The 15,882-nt window shown below is 62.8% G+C and carries 18 protein-coding genes; 10 read left to right on the top strand and 8 right to left on the bottom strand.

Annotation, left to right across the window (positions count from 1 at the left end):
* The 3 genes from Q0R27_RS12280 to Q0R27_RS12270 form a co-directional block, all read right to left on the bottom strand.
* Positions 1-275: hypothetical protein (locus Q0R27_RS12280; RefSeq protein WP_293945239.1), on the bottom strand; the 275-nt coding region annotated here is incomplete at its 3' end.
* The gene (wecB, locus tag Q0R27_RS12275) at positions 272-1,354 is read right to left on the bottom strand and encodes a UDP-N-acetylglucosamine 2-epimerase (non-hydrolyzing) (protein WP_293945237.1); all 1,083 of its coding nucleotides are present in this window, start codon (positions 1,352-1,354) and stop codon (positions 272-274) included. The genes Q0R27_RS12280 and wecB, both read right to left, overlap by 4 nt.
* A 16-nt stretch (positions 1,355-1,370) precedes the next feature.
* Entirely contained in the window at positions 1,371-1,661 is a 291-nt protein-coding gene (locus Q0R27_RS12270; protein ID WP_293945245.1) for a sugar transferase, read from the bottom strand.
* 79 nt (positions 1,662-1,740) lie between these two features.
* Between Q0R27_RS12270 and Q0R27_RS12265 the strand changes: the two genes are divergently transcribed.
* Together Q0R27_RS12265 and Q0R27_RS13480 are read left to right on the top strand one after the other, a co-directional pair.
* Positions 1,741-2,391: a PilZ domain-containing protein gene (locus tag Q0R27_RS12265; RefSeq protein ID WP_293945235.1), complete on the top strand. Its 651-nt coding sequence runs from the start codon at positions 1,741-1,743 to the stop codon at positions 2,389-2,391.
* 295 nt (positions 2,392-2,686) lie between these two features.
* Complete coding sequence (locus Q0R27_RS13480) at positions 2,687-3,055, top strand: winged helix DNA-binding protein (protein WP_366080326.1); 369 nt, start codon at positions 2,687-2,689, stop codon at positions 3,053-3,055.
* A gap of 577 nt (positions 3,056-3,632) precedes the next feature.
* Here the strand turns inward: Q0R27_RS13480 and Q0R27_RS12260 are convergent.
* Both Q0R27_RS12260 and Q0R27_RS12255 read right to left on the bottom strand, forming a co-directional pair.
* On the bottom strand, positions 3,633-4,310 hold the full coding sequence (locus Q0R27_RS12260) for a hypothetical protein (protein ID WP_293945232.1): 678 nt from the start codon (positions 4,308-4,310) through the stop codon (positions 3,633-3,635).
* 21 nt (positions 4,311-4,331) lie between these two features.
* The gene (locus tag Q0R27_RS12255; protein ID WP_293945230.1) at positions 4,332-5,639 is read right to left on the bottom strand and encodes a UDP-glucose/GDP-mannose dehydrogenase family protein; all 1,308 of its coding nucleotides are present in this window, start codon (positions 5,637-5,639) and stop codon (positions 4,332-4,334) included.
* A 136-nt stretch (positions 5,640-5,775) separates the two neighbouring features.
* On the opposite strand from Q0R27_RS12255, the gene rimO reads away from it, so the two are divergent.
* The 6 genes from rimO to Q0R27_RS12225 all read left to right on the top strand — a co-directional run bounded on the left by rimO (position 5,776) and on the right by Q0R27_RS12225 (position 11,981).
* On the top strand, positions 5,776-7,134 hold the full coding sequence (rimO, locus tag Q0R27_RS12250) for a 30S ribosomal protein S12 methylthiotransferase RimO (RefSeq protein WP_293945228.1): 1,359 nt from the start codon (positions 5,776-5,778) through the stop codon (positions 7,132-7,134).
* Positions 7,135-7,427: 293 nt separating this feature from the next.
* Complete coding sequence (locus tag Q0R27_RS12245; protein ID WP_293945226.1) at positions 7,428-8,357, top strand: SMP-30/gluconolactonase/LRE family protein; 930 nt, start codon at positions 7,428-7,430, stop codon at positions 8,355-8,357.
* Between the two features lie 364 nt (positions 8,358-8,721).
* Positions 8,722-9,627, top strand: coding sequence for a hypothetical protein (locus Q0R27_RS12240; RefSeq protein ID WP_293945187.1), 906 nt, complete (start codon positions 8,722-8,724; stop codon positions 9,625-9,627).
* A 149-nt stretch (positions 9,628-9,776) separates the two neighbouring features.
* Positions 9,777-11,171, top strand: a complete 1,395-nt coding sequence (locus tag Q0R27_RS12235; RefSeq protein ID WP_293945185.1) for a leucyl aminopeptidase family protein — start codon at positions 9,777-9,779, stop codon at positions 11,169-11,171.
* 107 nt (positions 11,172-11,278) lie between these two features.
* The gene (locus tag Q0R27_RS12230; protein ID WP_366080322.1) at positions 11,279-11,677 is read left to right on the top strand and encodes a MarR family winged helix-turn-helix transcriptional regulator; all 399 of its coding nucleotides are present in this window, start codon (positions 11,279-11,281) and stop codon (positions 11,675-11,677) included.
* A complete protein-coding gene (locus tag Q0R27_RS12225) occupies positions 11,562-11,981 on the top strand; it encodes a hypothetical protein (RefSeq protein WP_293945183.1) in 420 nt (139 codons plus the stop codon). The genes Q0R27_RS12230 and Q0R27_RS12225 overlap by 116 nt, the downstream gene beginning before the upstream one ends.
* 18 nt (positions 11,982-11,999) lie before the next feature.
* Here the strand turns inward: Q0R27_RS12225 and mltG are convergent, their stop codons facing one another.
* The 3 genes from mltG to Q0R27_RS12210 all read right to left on the bottom strand — a co-directional run bounded on the left by mltG (position 12,000) and on the right by Q0R27_RS12210 (position 14,576).
* Entirely contained in the window at positions 12,000-12,965 is a 966-nt protein-coding gene (gene mltG, locus Q0R27_RS12220) for an endolytic transglycosylase MltG (RefSeq protein WP_293945181.1), read from the bottom strand.
* 4 nt (positions 12,966-12,969) lie between these two features.
* Entirely contained in the window at positions 12,970-14,232 is a 1,263-nt protein-coding gene (fabF, locus tag Q0R27_RS12215; RefSeq protein ID WP_293945179.1) for a beta-ketoacyl-ACP synthase II, read from the bottom strand.
* 107 nt (positions 14,233-14,339) lie between these two features.
* A complete protein-coding gene (locus tag Q0R27_RS12210) occupies positions 14,340-14,576 on the bottom strand; it encodes an acyl carrier protein (RefSeq protein WP_293945178.1) in 237 nt (78 codons plus the stop codon).
* Positions 14,577-14,684: 108 nt separating this feature from the next.
* On the opposite strand from Q0R27_RS12210, the gene Q0R27_RS12205 reads away from it, so the two are divergent.
* A complete protein-coding gene (locus Q0R27_RS12205; RefSeq protein WP_293945176.1) occupies positions 14,685-15,134 on the top strand; it encodes a vgr related protein in 450 nt (149 codons plus the stop codon).
* Positions 15,135-15,317: 183 nt separating this feature from the next.
* On the top strand, positions 15,318-15,882 hold a 565-nt coding region (locus Q0R27_RS12200), incomplete at its 3' end, for a phosphoribosylaminoimidazolesuccinocarboxamide synthase (RefSeq protein WP_293945241.1).

Raw genomic sequence — 15,882 nt, 5'->3', positions numbered from 1 at the left:
TGAGCGATCCACACCGCGTCGAAACCGCCCGCCAGCGCGATCCGCGCTGCTTCGGCGACATAGCCCGCCTTGCCCGCCCTCGACCTGTCGATCAGCCGCACGCCCGGCGGCAACAAACCTGGCTGATCGGGCACCAACGAGGCGAGCACCACGACTTCAGCGACGTCGGGCCGCGCCGCCATTGTCCGGATTGTATCGCGCGCATACTTCGCAATCCCGCCGCGCCCGCCGAAACTGTCGGTCGTCAGTGCAAGTATCCGGCGTCGGCCGGTCACCCGCGCGCCCGTAAGTCCGCGACGCACCGCGCGGCGGTTTGGCCGTCCCAATATTCGGGTCGTCGCGGTTGATATTGCTGCCCGGTCGCCTCGTCCACCGCGCGATCGAGCGTGGCCAGCGTAACCAACCGATTGGTGCCTTGCGAAATCGTGATCGGCCGCTCGGTATTGTTCCGCAACGTGCAGCACGGAATTCCGAGGTAGGTCGTCTCCTCCTGGATCCCGCCGCTGTCGGTGATGACGATCCGGCTCCCGAGCACCAGGCTCATGAAACGCTTGTAGGGCAACGGCTCGGCCAGCCGCACTCCGGCTTGGGCAAGCCGCGCCACCATGCCGCTCTGCGCCAGCCGCGCCGCGGTGCGCGGGTGGACCGGGAACACCAGCGGGATACGCCGTTGGAGCCCGATCAGCGCGGCGACCAGCGCCTCGAGCCGGTCGGCCCCGTCGACGTTCGACGGGCGGTGCAGCGTCACCACTCCGTAGGTCCCGCGCTGAACCCCCTGCGCTTCCCACTCGGCCGCCGCCTCAACCTCGGGCCGGACCATTTCGAAACTGTCGAGCATGATATTGCCGACCCGCGTGATCCGTGTCCCCGGAATCCCCTCCGCCAGCAGGTTCGCGTCCGCGTCGGGCGACGGCGTCCATAGCACGTCGGCGATCACATCGGTCGCCAGCCGGTTGATCTCCTCGGGCATGTCGCGGTCGCCGCTGCGCAACCCCGCCTCGAGATGCACCGTGGGCACGCGCAGCTTCGCCCCGACCAGCGCGCAGGCCAGCGTCGAATTGACGTCACCGACCACCACCAGCCAGTCGGGCCGATGCTCGATCGCGATCTTTTCATAGCCGATCATCACATTGTCGGTCTGTGTCGCATGGCTGCCCGAACCGACCCCAAGATGGAAATCGGGCTGCGGGAGCGACAGGTCGGCGAAGATGGCGTCCGACAGGTTGGGATCATAATGCTGGCCGGTATGGATCAGCCTGGGCTCGAACTCACCGCTCGCCCTTAGCGCATGCCACAGCGGCGCAACCTTCATGAAATTGGGGCGCGCGGCGGCGATCAAGTGGACGGTCTTCACCAAAAATATCCCAAGGTCAGCGCGAGCCGAAGCCGGTGAACATTGTCTTGATCGTGCGGAACACGATCAGCACATCGAGCCACGGCGAGAAATACTTGATGTAATAGAAATCATACTGGAGCTTGCGGTGGACGTCGTCGACCGCCGCGACATGGCCCTGATTGACCTGCGCCCAGCCCGAAATTCCCGGTTTCACAACATGACGGTAGCGGTAGAAGGGGATTTCGCCTGTGTACCATACCGACAGTACCTCGGCCTCCGGGCGCGGGCCGATCCAGCTCATCTCGCCCTTCAGCACGTTCCAGATCTGCGTGATGTTGAGAAACCGCTAACCCGCAGTTAACGTCCATCCATTATGGTTTTTCCTCCACTAGGAGTTCCGTAACGTGACAGCCGCGCCGAACAACCGCAAGCAGGGAAGGACCAAAGTTATAACAGGAATAACATTTGCCTCAGGCGCGCGTTTGCTCGCTGTGCGACTGCGGGATATTTCTTTATCTGGAATGCAGTTAGAACTGCCCAATCCTCCCGAGCTTGGGAGCGAAGTCACCATATCGAAGGGCAAACTTCAAACTAAAGGGGTCCTCGTGAGGATCGAAGGTAGCCGATGTGGAATTAAACTTCACGAGAACATTGATTTGGACAGTTGGCTTGACGGGCGTTTGAGCCGTCTTGAGCACGAGACAAAGACACAATCTAACATCGAGAAGAGGATCGACAAAATATCTAAAGATTTTTACAACGAGTTCGATGATCATATAAGCGCCCAGCGCGCAATCAGGGAGCGATGCGCAGAAGAGATGCGATACGTCGCTCGTTTGGTGGAAGATTTGGGCGAGACGTTCATGAAAGAACCGATAATTTTAGCTAGGTACGCGAGAAAAGCTCAAGATTTTGACTTGATCAAGCAGTTAATTACCCATCTCTCGAGTTTGGTAGACTCGAACGACATATGTGGCGCCGCGATTAATATTCCACTGAGTAGCTTACGAACTAGAATATTGAGGACAAGTTTGAAAAGTCCTATCTCCTCTTAAATACCTTTAGTTTTTGACTATTTTAACTTCCCGGGCTAATTCAATCGCATGACTCAGATGTATCCCGACCCTGTCATAGTGCAGTTTGTCTACAATCAGCAGAGCAGACTCCATTATTTGAACTGCAGTCAAAAGTAACTTTTCCTCTTCGGTTTGTATTTCTGCCAAGGATTCAAACATAATGGCACCTTTTGTCATGACGGAATAAGTCAATACAGAGTTAACCACCTGTTGCCCGACTGCAGGGGATCAAATAGGTAATTAAAGCCGGGTCGATTTGTCGGGCCTTCTACAAATGAATAATTTTAGTTGCATTTGCACCAAATCTAGTTTTGCAAATCGAATTGAATGGATAAAGTGTGAAATCAAAAACAAAGAGTTAAGAAAAAATTTGTTGCCCGACATAATGTTGGGAGATCCGGCATGGGAGATGCTAGTCGAGTTGTACTTGGCGCGTCTTGAGTCGCGAAAAGTCGCGACGAAAGAACTAGGTATCGTCGCAGCCGTTCCGCCGACAACTAGCTTGAGATGGATTGCACATTTGCAAAAGACTGATCTGATTGTGCGTGAGTCAGGCGAAGATAAGAGGCGTAGTCATTTCGCGTTAACCGAGTTGGGATTATTCAAAATCGAAAGTTATTTATCCAAGGTCTCTTCGATTTAACGTTCGTTCGTATATCATAATTTTTATTAGTTGACTATTTTTTTGGCTGCGCCTTTGTTTCAGCCGTCTCAATTTGGAGCAGAGCAGATTGTTGTCTGCGCTCGGCATTCTCGATGATCTCGAGCGCCCATGATCGGCACGGCGCGAAACACCCCGGCGCTGGTGACCACCCCGTAAACCGCGACGAGCTGCTTGCCGAAATCGTCAGAAGTCGCAAGCGTTCGCTCAAAGCACTAAAAAAGGATTTCAATCCTTTGACCACCGACGAGCGAAAGCGGCGACGGTTTGCGTCTCACCATTTAACTCAAACTCCAAAATCGTCTGAAACCTCTTAATGGTTTGGTCACCCTAATGGTTTAGTGGCTGTTATCAAATTTAGTTTCATAGTTCGCATATGTTTTTGGTGGCATTTTTTGCTGCAGTCCAAATAAACCCGGTCCATCGATCGGGCTTTGCCGCTTCAACTTCTACCATGCGCGTGACCGTATTGCAGTCTGAAGCTATCGGCAGTGAGAGTTGGGAGAGAAGAACGAGGGAGCAAAAGACAGAAAGAGTTATCGTGTTACCAGATAAGTCATTAGCTCGTTTGCTCCTTATTGAGTTTCAGTGAACCTAACTGGGCATTCTCGATTACCTTGGCGCGCTCGGCGGCCTTGATCGACGCCGCGCGAAACACCCCGCCGCTGGTCACCGCTCCGTAAACCGCGGCGAGCTGCTCGACGACCTCGTCATCGTCTCCGGCGATGACCTTGGTGATCCGTTCGACCGTATGCTCGCGGTCGCCCGGGTTGATCCGCTCGGGGCTGTAGCCGAGCCGAAAGTCGCGCCCGCGTGTCAGTCCCCCGGCGCGCTCGATCTCGGCGCCGCAATGCTCCTCGGTCACGCCCGGATACACCGTACTTTCGAACACCACCGTCGGTCGCTTCGCCGGATCGATCAGCGTCGCAACGATCCGCGACGCCGCGGTAATGGCGCCAAGATCGGGCTGGTTGGTGCGATCGACCGGGGTCGGCACGGTCACGATATAAAGGTCCGCGCCGCGCGCATCCTCGGCCTCGTCGGTCAGCTGCAGCGTCGTTTCGCGCAGCCGTGCGGGCTCGACTTCGCGCGTGCGGTCCACGCCGTGCCGAAGTTCCGCGATCCGGCCCGTATCGATATCGAACCCGATCGTTCGGAACCGTTTCGCCAATGCCACCGCGAGCGGCAGCCCGACATAGCCGAGCCCGATCACCACGATTGTCGGATCTTCGGTCATCGCCTTCCCCTCGACACGCAACTAGGCACCGCGGCCGACGCCCCGATAGGTCAGCCCTGCGCGTTCAACCGCTTCACGATCATAGATGTTCCGCAAGTCGATCAACGACTTGCCCGCCATCACCCCAGCCAGCCGGCCAAGGTCCAGCGCGCGGAACTCGTCCCACTCGGTAACGATCACCAGCGCGTCGGCACCCTTGGCCGCGTCATAGGCATCGCCAGCGAACCTGATCCCCGGCAACAATGGCTCGGCCTGCTCCCGCCCGACCGGATCATAGGCCGCCACCGTGGCGCCCCCCATCAGCAGTCCCTCCGCCAGCGGGATCGACGGCGAATCGCGCATGTCGTCGGTGTTCGGCTTGAACGTCAGCCCGAGCAGCGCAACCGTCTTGCCCGCCAGGCTCCCGCCAACCGCATCGCGCACCCGGTCGGCCATGGCCGCCTTGCGGTCGTCATTGACCTTGACCACGGTCGAGATAATCCGCTGCTCGACCCCGGCTTCCTCGGCGGTCCTGAGCAGCGCCAACGTGTCCTTGGGAAAGCAGCTCCCGCCATAGCCCGGCCCGGCATGGAGGAACTTCGCCCCGATCCGGTTGTCGAGCCCGATCCCGCGCGCGACATCCTGCACATCGGCTCCGACCGCCTCGCACAAGTCGGCGATCTCGTTGATGAAGCTGATCTTCATCGCGAGGAACGCGTTGGCCGCATACTTCGTCAGCTCGGCCGTCCGCCGCGAGGTGAACAGCAACGGCGCCTTGTTCAGAAACAGCGGCCGGTAAATCTCCGCCAGCACTTTGCGCGCCTGATCATCCTCGGCCCCGACCAGTATCCGGTCGGGATGCTTGAAGTCGGCGATCGCCGCGCCCTCGCGCAGGAACTCGGGGTTCGACGCGACCACCGTCCCCGCGGGAGCTCCCTCCTCCTCCAGGATGCACGCAATCTTGTCGCCCGTCCCGACCGGCACCGTCGATTTCGTCACCACCACCACCGCATGCGTCAGCGCCTTGGCCAGTTCGCGCACCGCGGCATAGACATAGCTCAGATCGGCGTGCCCGTCGCCGCGCCGCGCCGGCGTGCCGACCGCGATGAACACCGCCTCCGCCTCCGCGACGCCCGCCGCGAGATCGGTCGTAAAGCGCAGCCGCCCGCGCTCCTGGTTCGACTTGACCAGCCCCTCTAGCCCCGGCTCCCAGATCGGCATCTTGCCGCCATGGATCAGCGCGATCTTGGCCGCGTCCTTGTCGATGCACGTCACGTCATGGCCGAAATCCGCGAAACAGGCCCCCGAAACGAGCCCCACATAGCCGGTGCCGATCATGGTGATGCGCATTGATCGAAACGTCCGAAATAGCTGAAAACTCTCCGCGCCTTAGCCAGCCCTGCCGGCCAATGCCAGCGGCGAGGTTCGGTGCGCGCAACAAGCACCTCGATTTCGCCCCGACATTCGGCTAAGGGCCCCGCTCCCCATGGCAACCACCCTTCCATCCCCGCCGCGCGTCGGCATGGTTTCGCTCGGCTGTCCCAAGGCGCTGGTCGACAGCGAGCGCATCCTCACTCGCCTTCGCGCCGACGGTTACCAGATGTCGTCCGACTATGCCGGCGCCGACGTCGTGCTGGTCAACACCTGCGGCTTCCTCGACTCCGCCAAGGAGGAAAGCCTCGAGGCGATTGGCGAAGCGATCGCCGAGAACGGCCGCGTTGTCGTCACCGGCTGCATGGGCAATGAAGCCGACGTCATCCGCGCCCGCTTCCCGAGCGTTCTCGCGATCACCGGCCCGCAGCAGTACGACCAGGTCGTCGCCGCGGTCCACGAAGCCGCACCAACGACCCCCTCGCCATATCTCGACCTTGTCCCGCAAGCCGATCTGTCGGACCTCAAGCTCACCCCGCGTCACTACAGCTACGTAAAAATCTCCGAAGGCTGCAACCACCGCTGCGCCTTCTGCATCATCCCCTCGATCCGCGGCGACCTCGTCAGCCGCCGCCCCGACGCGATCCTGCGCGAAGCCGAAAAGCTCATCGCCGCCGGCACCCGCGAGCTGCTGATCATCAGCCAGGACACGTCGGCTTACGGCCTCGACCTGCGCCACGCCGCATGGCCGTGGAAGCCCCGGAACGCCGAGCCCACCGAAGTTCGCGCCCACATGACCGACCTCGCCCGCGAACTGGGCAAGCTCGGCGCGTGGGTGAGGCTCCACTACGTCTACCCCTACCCCCACGTCGACAGCGTCATCCCGCTGATGGCCGAGGGGCTCGTCCTGCCCTACCTCGACATCCCGTTCCAGCACGCCAGCCCCAAGATCCTGAAGGCGATGAAGCGCCCCGCCAACGAGGCCAAGGTCCTCGAACGCCTCAGCAACTGGCGCGTCGAGTGCCCCGACATCGCGGTCCGCTCGAGCTTCGTCGTCGGCTTCCCCGGCGAGACCGAGGCCGATTTCCAGTATCTCCTCGACTGGCTGACCGAAGCCCAGCTCGACCGCGTCGGCGCCTTCCGCTTCGAGCCGGTCCACGGCGCCGCCGCCAACGCGCTGCCCGACCCGGTCCCGGAAGAGCTCAAGGAAGAACGCTACGCGCGCATCATGGAACTCACCGCCCGCATCTCGGCCGAAAAACTGGCCGCGAAAGTCGGTCGTACCCTCGACGTCCTGATCGACGCGGTCGACAGTGACACCGGCGGCGCCACCGGTCGCTCGAAAGCCGACGCTCCCGAAATCGACGGCGAAGTTCACCTCCGCGACGCCGGCCACCTGGCGCCCGGCGACATCGTCAGCGCCATCATCGAGGACAGCGACGAGCATGATCTGTTCGGCGTGCCGACAGTCTAGCTGGTCGCCCCTTGCGGGATCTTCAGGTCGGTTGTCCCCCGGACAAGCTGAAGACTGCCGGCGGCAGCTTGAGCCGCATCCCCTCAAACAGCTCGGCCGGCGCCACGAACTGCAGCGTAGTCGCGGTCTGACCGCGTCAGCGAAGCACCACTCGGTGCTGCCGCCTTCTTAATGTCCGCCATTGGTGGTGTGCGGCCAGGCTGCTTTCGGCGAGTTTTGAAGCTTACGAGCGGCCTTTCCATGTGGCGTCGGCTGGAATAGCCTCACACTAAGGGTCGTGGGGAATCACCAATATGCCAAAATCGCTGCGCTTTGTATTCGGACTGGGGCTTTCGCTGATTTCTGCGTCTCCCGCGCTGTCCAGGGAAACCACGATCATTGCGAACGTCTTGGGTCCCGAAGGACCACTCGTCGTCGATGGAGTTCTCTATTATGTCGCGTGGAATCCCGGCTCGCTGTCACGATGGGACGGGAAGACCAGCAAAGTCATTAACAGCGCGCCCGGTTGTAGTCATAACGGGTTAGCGTTGACCAAGCGGAAGACGCTCCTGCTCGCCTGTTCCGATCCGCACGGGGCCATTCTCGAGCTTGATCTGGACGGAAAGGAATTGCGTCGCTGGACGGTGGATGACCGAGGCCGCGGATTTGACGGCGGGATCAACGACATCGTCGTGGCGGCCAACGGTGCGGCCTACGCCACTGTCTTCGGTCCTTTTGACAAGACGCCTGCGGCAATTGTCGGGCGCGTCCTTTACCTGGCGCCCGATAGCAAAGCTTGGACTGAAGTCGCCGATGACATCAACTACGCTAATGGCGTTGCTGTCTCGGCGGATCAGAAGACGCTCTACGTGGCCGAGATGGTCGGCAACATCGTCATGAAATTCTCGATTGAGGCGGATGGGACGCTCAGCCATCGATCCAACTTCGCCCTGCTCAACCTGCTCGTGCCAAACAAGGTCGAAAACTGGTTCGCCGGACCCGACAGTCTTAAGGTCGACAGCAAGGGCGATCTTTTCGTGGCGCAATTCTATGGAGGGAGAGTTCTCAAAATATCACCTCAGGGAAAATTGCTGCACATCTTCGACGTGGCAGCCGGGAATGGCACCACGAATGTCGCGTTCGGCCCGGGCGAGAAAGACCTTTATGTAACCGTGGTCACGAACGCGGACGATGTCATGGGCCAAGCTGCGGGTAGCATCGTCAAAATTCCGAATGTCCAATAATCACCAATTGATCTCAAGAAGGATTAACCTCGCTAAGCACTCTACCTGAACGAACAGCCGCTTTTCGGCATCGGTTGGGGTTATCACGAATGTCGGCAACTGGGTCGTTATCTGTCCAACGATTTATGAGTTTAAAGTCCGTTTTTCCGCCACTCCACATCAATCTCGCGACAGCACGTTCCTGGCGCATCGGCCAAGCCTGACGCCCTGGCACGGCGATAAGAAACGAGTACCGACAGGAGGACTGCACCGTCGGAGTGCCGGCGGTCGGCTCCATCCGGTGATGGGACACAGCGCAAACATAATCCTCTGAACGCAAAATTAAACTTTCCTACAGCCCTGCTATTATGTACCACATTGGTTCATGAAAAACCATCATAACAAACCTCTCCCGCGAGTCGCCGAGGATCATCCCGTCGCCGCGCCGCTTCCCCCGGTCGCCGCCGGTTTCGATCCGCCCGCCGCGTCCTCGCTCCCGGCGACGATTCCGTTCGCCCCCACGGCACCGCCTGACATCGCTCCCTCGCACCTCGTCGACGACCACGGCTTCGACCCCGCCCGCTACCAGTGGGTCCCTGTCCTTCGCCGCCCCCGCGCCGACGGCTGGACCCCGCAGCGCCAGCAGGAATTCATCTCCGCCCTCGCCGATTCGGGCTGCGTCGCGATCGCGGCGCGCGAAGTCGACATGGCCGAAAGCGGTGCCTATCGCCTGCGCCGGGCACCCGGGTCGGAAAATTTCGCCGCCGCCTGGGACGCCGCGATCGCCAACGCATCGGCGCGGCTCGTCGACGTGGCATTCCAGCGCGCCATCCGGGGCACCGACGAGGCGGTGTACAATCGTGACGGCGACATCGTCGGGCGCAGGCATATCCACCACGATCGGCTGCTGATCTTTCTCCTCAAGGCCTATCACCCCGATCGCTTCCGCTATGCCGAACGCGACCAACGCCCGGCGCACGAGCCCGCCGCGCCGCCCCTGCCCTCGCTCGGCGAAGCGCTCGATCGGCTCGAGCCGGTTCGCCCCGCTCGTCCCGAACTCGGCTACACCCCCGAGGATCTTGCCGAACAGCTCGACATGGCCGAGATCGGCAAGGGCAAGCTGCCCCACTGGTTCGTCGGCAAGCGTGACGGTCCCGACTTCGTCCCCGACGAAGCTTCGCCGATGATCGATGCGCTGCTCGACAAGCTGCGCGCTGGCGAAAAGATATCGTTCGACGAAACCGAAGGTCCCGGCGAAGATCAGGGGCGCGAGGGTAATGCGAGGGGCTGACTTTAGCCTGACTTTCCGAATGGCGATCCCGCCGCTGCCCCCGCCTCTGGCCCCCGCCGCTGGCCCCCACCGCTGACCTTCACCGCTGACCTGACGCCGCAAGCCATCGAAGGGCTGACTTTAGACTGACCTTCCGCCAAGAAGCGCGCATGACCGATTTCACCGACCTCCTCACCGCCGACCGCGGCGAGCCCGCCCGCTCCATCCACCTCGTCGACAAGGACGGGTTCGCCGACTGGCTCAAGGCCCGCCCGGCCGCCCACCGCGCGATGCTGGCTGCGATGCGATTCGACGGCAAGGTCGGCTACCAATTCGCGCTCCTGCCGACCGAGGGCGACGAGTTCGAGGTCGTCACCACCGTCGCCAATACCGCCAACCTCTCCCCCTGGTGCCTGGCGAAGCTCGGCGAGGCGCTGCCCGAGGGCCGCTACCGCCTGGCGCAAGGCGACCCCGGCCCGGCCGCGCTCGGCTGGTTGCTCGCCCAGCACCGCTTCGACCGTTACAAGTCGAAGCCCGAGCCGCAGCCTCGGCGCACCCTCCTCGTCGGCGACGTCGCCGCCATCCCGGTCACCGTCCGCCTCGCCGAAGCGACCGTCCTCGTCCGCGACCTTGTCGACACCCCCGCTTCCGACATGGGCCCGGCCGATCTCGAAGCCGTCGCCCGCACCCTCGCCGACCAGCATGGCGCGACCCTCACCGTCACCTCGGGCGACGCGCTCGACCAGGGCTATCCGATGATCGCCGCCGTCGGCCGCGCTGCCGAGCGCGCCCGCGCCCCGCGCCTGATCGAATTGACGTGGGGCCGCGTCGACCACCCACGCGTCGCGCTCGTCGGCAAGGGGGTGTGCTTCGACAGCGGCGGCCTCGACCTCAAGCCCGCGTCGGGCATGCGCCTGATGAAGAAGGACATGGGCGGCGCCGCCCACGCGCTCGCGCTCGCCGGGCTCGTCATGGCCGAACGGCTCCCCGTCCGCCTCCATTTGCTCATCCCGGCGGTCGAGAACAGCGTCTCCGCCACTGCCTTTCGTCCCGGCGACATCCTCTTGAGCCGCGTCGGGCTGACGGTCGAGGTCGACAACACCGACGCCGAAGGCCGCCTCGTGCTGGGCGACGCGCTGACCCGGGCCGGAGAAGAAAAGCCCGAACTCATCCTCGACTTCGCCACCCTGACCGGCGCCGCCCGGATCGCCCTCGGCCCCGACCTGCCCGCGACCTTCGTCAATGACGAGGCGCTGGCTGCCCAACTGCTTGTGGCAGCCCACGAAAGCACCGATCCACTGTGGCGCATGCCGCTGTGGGACGGTTATGACGAGATGCTCAAGTCCGACCTCGCCGACCTCGCGAACTCGGCCGACTCTCCCTTCGCCGGATCGGTCACCGCCGCGCTGTTCCTTCGCCGCTTCGTTCCCGACGGCACGCCGTGGGCGCACCTCGACACCTTCGCCTGGCGCCCGGCCGCCAAGCCAGGTCGCCCAAAAGGTGGCGAAGCGCTCGGTCTGCGCGCCGCTTTCGCCCTGCTCGAACGCCGCTATCCCCGTGCGTAAGCGAGAGTCTGGCCAGATTTTCGCTCGCCAATCGACACGTTCACGCAACATTTCGGCGCGCGCTCCGTTTCTCCTGCACAACGCGGCGACAAGGAGAGTCGAGAGCGATGACCGATAATGCTCTCATGGGCTGGATGCGCGCGCTGATCGGTTATGTCCGTTCGGGCGAGCCGGATCTCACCAATCGCCAGATGGCGCTGCTGATGATCGTCTACCTGACCCCCGGCCCCCATACCGTGCGAGGCTTGGCGCGCGTGCTCGGGGTTTCGAAGCCGGTCGTGACGCGCGCCTTGAACACCCTCGGCTCGCTGGGCTATCTGCGCCGCGAGCGGGACGAGGACGACCGCCGCAACGTGTTCGTTGTCCGCACTCCAAACGGGGCAGATTTTCTTGACGGTTTCAAAAAATTGCTCAGGTCCGGCGACGACGACGGCGGGCAGCGGCCAGCCATCGACAGCCAGCCGGCGCAAGCCGCCACGCCCCGCCCCGCCTTCGCCCGCGGTTGAAAGCTTCTCGCTGGCCGGGCGCTCGCAGCGCCCCGACCGCGCGACCCACGCCTATCGCCAGGACCTCGCCGACATCGCACTGGCTGGAACGGTGATCGCCTCGCACTATGCCGAGCCGCTGCTCCGGCACCTCGGCGAAGCCGCCCCACTGTTCGCCAGCCGTGACGCAGAGGCCGAACCAATTGCGCAGCTCGCGAAGGGCGACGAACTCGCCATGCTCGACAATTCGCTCGGCTGGGCGTGGGGTTACGCCGGGAAGGACCGCCGCGTCGGTTACGTCCGGGCGAGCGCGCTCAAGCCCTGATCACTCGGGCGCTGACAACTATTTGATTTCGCCGCGCTGGCGGCGGAGCGCGAACCACTTGGCCACATTGGCGTTCTGCTCGGCCAGCGTCTCGGCGAAGACATGCCCGCCGGTGCCGTCGGCGACGAAGTAGAGCGCTTTCGTCGGCGCCGGGTTCAGCACCGCGGCGATGCTCGCCTTGCCCGGATTTGCGATCGGACCGTCAGGCAGACCCGCGCGGCGATAGGTGTTGTAGCCATTGTCGGCGTCGAGCTCGGACCGCAGGATCCGCCGCCCGAGCGGCTTGCCCCTGGTGATCGGGTAAATCACCGTCGGATCGGCGTCGAGCTTCATCCCCATCCGCAGCCGGTTGGAATAGACCCCGGCGACGGTCGGCCGCTCGGCGGGCTTGCCGGTCTCCTTCTCGACGATCGAGGCAAGCGTCACCGCCTCGGCCTTCGACGTGACGACCGTGTTCGGCGACCGCTTCTCCCATAGCTCGTCGAGGGTCCGCGTCATTGCCTCGGTCGCGCGCTTGAGGATCCTTGAGCGCGCTTCGCCTCGCGCATAACCATAGCTGTCGGGCAGCACCGAGCCCTCGGCCGGCAGGGCTGCCTCGCCCGAAGCGAACGGCAGCGCCGCCAGCCGCTCCTGCACCATGATCGACGGCATCCCCTCGGGGATCGTCATCAGCCGCTGCACCGGCCCGCCGTGCTGGATGAGGTCGAGCACCGCCGCCCCGCTCATCCCGCGCGGCACCTCGAACTCGCCTGCCTGGACCGGATCGCACGACCCGAACAGCCGCGCCATCGCAAGATAGGTCCGCCGCGAACCGGGGATCACCCCGGCCTTGTGGAGCTGCCCGGCGACAACACCGAGCGTCGCGCCCTGCTGCACCACCACCCGTTGCGGCTTGTCCGCCGGCCCCGCGCTCCACCACAGCATCCACACCGCCACCAAGCCCGCCAGCAACGCGAACACGACAAGGCCGAGGAGCTTGCGCACGAGGCTAGGCGTCGATCGCTTTAATCACCAGGCTGGCGTTGGTCCCGCCGAACCCGAAACTGTTGTTGAGCGCCGCCTTGACCACCCGCCGCTTGGCCACGTGAGGCACAAGATCGACCCCCTCGGTGCCCTCGTCAGGATCATCGAGATTAAGCGTCGGGGGGACGATCTGGTCGCGAATGGCGAGGATGCAGAAGATGCTCTCGACCGCGCCGGCACCGCCCAGCAAATGACCGATCGCTGACTTGGTGCTGCTCATCGACGCACCGCACAGATCATCGCCGAACACGCGCTTGGCGGCGGCAAGCTCGATCGTGTCGGCCATCGTCGAGGTGCCATGAGCATTGATATAGTCGATCTCGCACGGCTGCATGCCGGCCTTCTTGAGCGCCATCCGCATGGCGAGTTCGGCGCCCTTGCCTTCGGGATGCGGGGCGGTGACGTGATAGGCATCGCCCGACAGACCATAGCCGACGATCTCGGCGTAGATCTTGGCGCCGCGCGCCTTGGCGTGCTCATATTCCTCCAACACGACGACACCCGCGCCCTCGCCCATGACGAAGCCGTCGCGGCCCTTGTCATAGGGGCGGCTGGCCTGCTGTGGCCGGTCGTTGAAGCTCGTGTTGAGCGCGCGCGCCTGCGCGAATCCGGCCACGCCCAACGGATTGATCGTACCCTCGGCGCCCCCTGCCAGCATGATGTCGGCGTCGTCGTCCTTGATCATCCGCGCGGCGTCGCCGATCGAATGCGCCCCGGTCGAGCAAGCGGTGACGACCGCATGGTTGGGCCCCATCAGCCCATATTTGATCGACACCTGCCCCGAGATGAGGTTGATCAGTCGGCCGTGAACGAAGTGCGGGCTGACCCTGCCCGGGCCTTTCTCGGCCAGGACCAGCGATTCACTCTCGATCCCGGGCAAACCCCCGATGCCCGACCCGATCGAGCAACCCGTGCGAATCCGGGTTTCCTCGTCCATGTCGGTGAGGCCCGCATCCTCGAGCGCCTGTCCGGCAGCATCGATGCCATAAATAATGAATGGATCGACCTGGCGCTGAACCTTGTGATCGACCCGCTTGTTGGGATCGAAGCCATATTCATGACCGGCAGGCTTGACCTCGCAGGCGATGGTGCACTTTTGGCCGGTGGTGTCGAACCGGGTGATGGTCCCCGCGCCACTCTTGGAGGCCAGGATATTGGCCCATGTCGTCTCGACATCGGCGCCCAACGGCGTGACGAGCCCCAACCCGGTTACAACGACACGGCGCATTCTACTCTCCCCAAACCAAACAGGCCCAGACCCGATGGGGCTGGGCCTGTTCAAGCCCCGCTACGCCTTGCGGCACAGCGGAAAATTCACGGGCAAACGCCGCCCGATCAGGCCTTGTGTTCGTCGATGTAGGAAATCGCGTCCTTGACGGTGGCGATCTTCTCGGCGGCATCGTCGGGGATTTCGACCCCGAACTCTTCCTCGAACGCCATGACCAGCTCGACGATGTCGAGGCTGTCCGCGCCGAGATCGTCGATGAAGCTGGCTTCCTCGGTGACCTTCTCGGCTTCAACGCCGAGATGCTCGACAACGATCTTCTTCACCCGATCGGCGGTCTCGCTCATGCTCGCATTCCTTCTTGCTGATTTTGACGATGCCGTAGCGAGACGCGCCTTCCCGGGCAAGCACACAAAATGGGGGGCGCCGGCGGCGACCGGCGCTAAAGGAGCGGCATGACCGACGAACGATCTCTTACCCCCGGCGAAATCGAGCTGGCGCGAACCATCTTCGCCGACGCGGTCGACTATGCGGCCGTTCGCCTGGTCCACCGCCCGTGGTGGCCGTTGCAGCCGAGGTCCATCGTCATGGCACCGACCGGGAATATCCATTTCCACCCCAAAGGCTCGACCTGGTCCGACGACTTCGCGCGCGATGCGCTCACCGCACAGGGCCTGTTGATCCACGAGATGACCCATGTGTGGCAGGCGCAGACGAGGGGCCGCTACTACCTCCCCCTGATGCGCCACCCGTTCTGCCGCTATTCCTACCAGATCGAGCCCGGCCGGCCGTTCGGCCGTTATGGACTGGAGCAACAAGCCGAAATCGTCCGTCACCTGTTCCTCGCCGAACGCGGTGTGATCCTTCCCCACAGTCCGCCGCATGACCTGTTGCCGTTCGCCTAAAACACTCCGACCGTTATCATTTACCGCCCAGCCTTGGCAGCGAAGGCGAACAGGAGAGACGATGACGAAGCGAACACAGCGGTGGCGCTGACCCAGCGGCGCGAGGTCCAACGATCCTTTGCGCCGCGCGGTCGCCGCGCCTATAGCCGCGCGTCTTCCCGTTTGCGAAAGCCCAAGCAGCCCATGACGCGTCGCCGCCAGATTTACGAAGGCAAGGCCAAGATCCTTTACGAAGGTCCCGAGCCCGGCACCCTGATCCAGTATTTCAAGGACGACGCGACCGCGTTCGACGGCACCAAGAAGGCGGTGCTCGAGGGTAAGGGCGTGATCAACAATCGCATCAGTGAACACATCATGACGCGCCTCAACTCGATCGGCGTGCAGAACCATTTCATCAAGCGGATGAATCTGCGCGAACAGCTGATCAAGGAGGTCGAGATCATCCCCCTTGAAGTCGTTTGCCGCAATATCGCGGCGGGCTCGCTATCGAAGCGATTCGGAATTCCCGAGGGTCAGGCGCTACCGCGCTCGATCATCGAGTTCTACCTGAAGGATGATAAACTTGGCGATCCGATGGTCGCCGAGGAACACATCACCGCGTTCAACTGGGCGCAACCCCAGGACATCGACGACATGATGGCCACGACCCTGCGGGTCAACGATTTCCTGACCGGCATGTTCGGCGCCGTCGGCATCACGCTGGTGGATTTCAAGATCGAGTTCGGCCGGGTCTGGGAGAACGACTTCT

It is taken from the genome of Sphingomonas sp. (genome assembly GCF_025362505.1).
GTDB lineage: Bacteria > Pseudomonadota > Alphaproteobacteria > Sphingomonadales > Sphingomonadaceae > Sphingomicrobium.
This window is presented reverse-complemented; position numbering and strand designations above follow the sequence as displayed.

Excerpts from the sequence above, each read along its gene's own strand:
- Q0R27_RS13480 (WP_366080326.1), top strand. The coding sequence starts at position 2,687 with ATGAATAATTTTAGTTGCATTTGCACCAAATCTAGTTTTGCAAATCGA.
- Q0R27_RS12260 (WP_293945232.1), bottom strand. The coding sequence starts at position 4,310 with ATGACCGAAGATCCGACAATCGTGGTGATCGGGCTCGGCTATGTCGGG.
- Q0R27_RS12255 (WP_293945230.1), bottom strand. The coding sequence starts at position 5,639 with ATGCGCATCACCATGATCGGCACCGGCTATGTGGGGCTCGTTTCGGGG.
- rimO (WP_293945228.1), top strand. The coding sequence starts at position 5,776 with ATGGCAACCACCCTTCCATCCCCGCCGCGCGTCGGCATGGTTTCGCTC.
- Q0R27_RS12245 (WP_293945226.1), top strand. The coding sequence starts at position 7,428 with ATGCCAAAATCGCTGCGCTTTGTATTCGGACTGGGGCTTTCGCTGATT.
- Q0R27_RS12240 (WP_293945187.1), top strand. The coding sequence starts at position 8,722 with ATGAAAAACCATCATAACAAACCTCTCCCGCGAGTCGCCGAGGATCAT.
- Q0R27_RS12235 (WP_293945185.1), top strand. The coding sequence starts at position 9,777 with ATGACCGATTTCACCGACCTCCTCACCGCCGACCGCGGCGAGCCCGCC.
- Q0R27_RS12230 (WP_366080322.1), top strand. The coding sequence starts at position 11,279 with ATGACCGATAATGCTCTCATGGGCTGGATGCGCGCGCTGATCGGTTAT.
- fabF (WP_293945179.1), bottom strand. The coding sequence starts at position 14,232 with ATGCGCCGTGTCGTTGTAACCGGGTTGGGGCTCGTCACGCCGTTGGGC.
- Q0R27_RS12210 (WP_293945178.1), bottom strand. The coding sequence starts at position 14,576 with ATGAGCGAGACCGCCGATCGGGTGAAGAAGATCGTTGTCGAGCATCTC.
- Q0R27_RS12205 (WP_293945176.1), top strand. The coding sequence starts at position 14,685 with ATGACCGACGAACGATCTCTTACCCCCGGCGAAATCGAGCTGGCGCGA.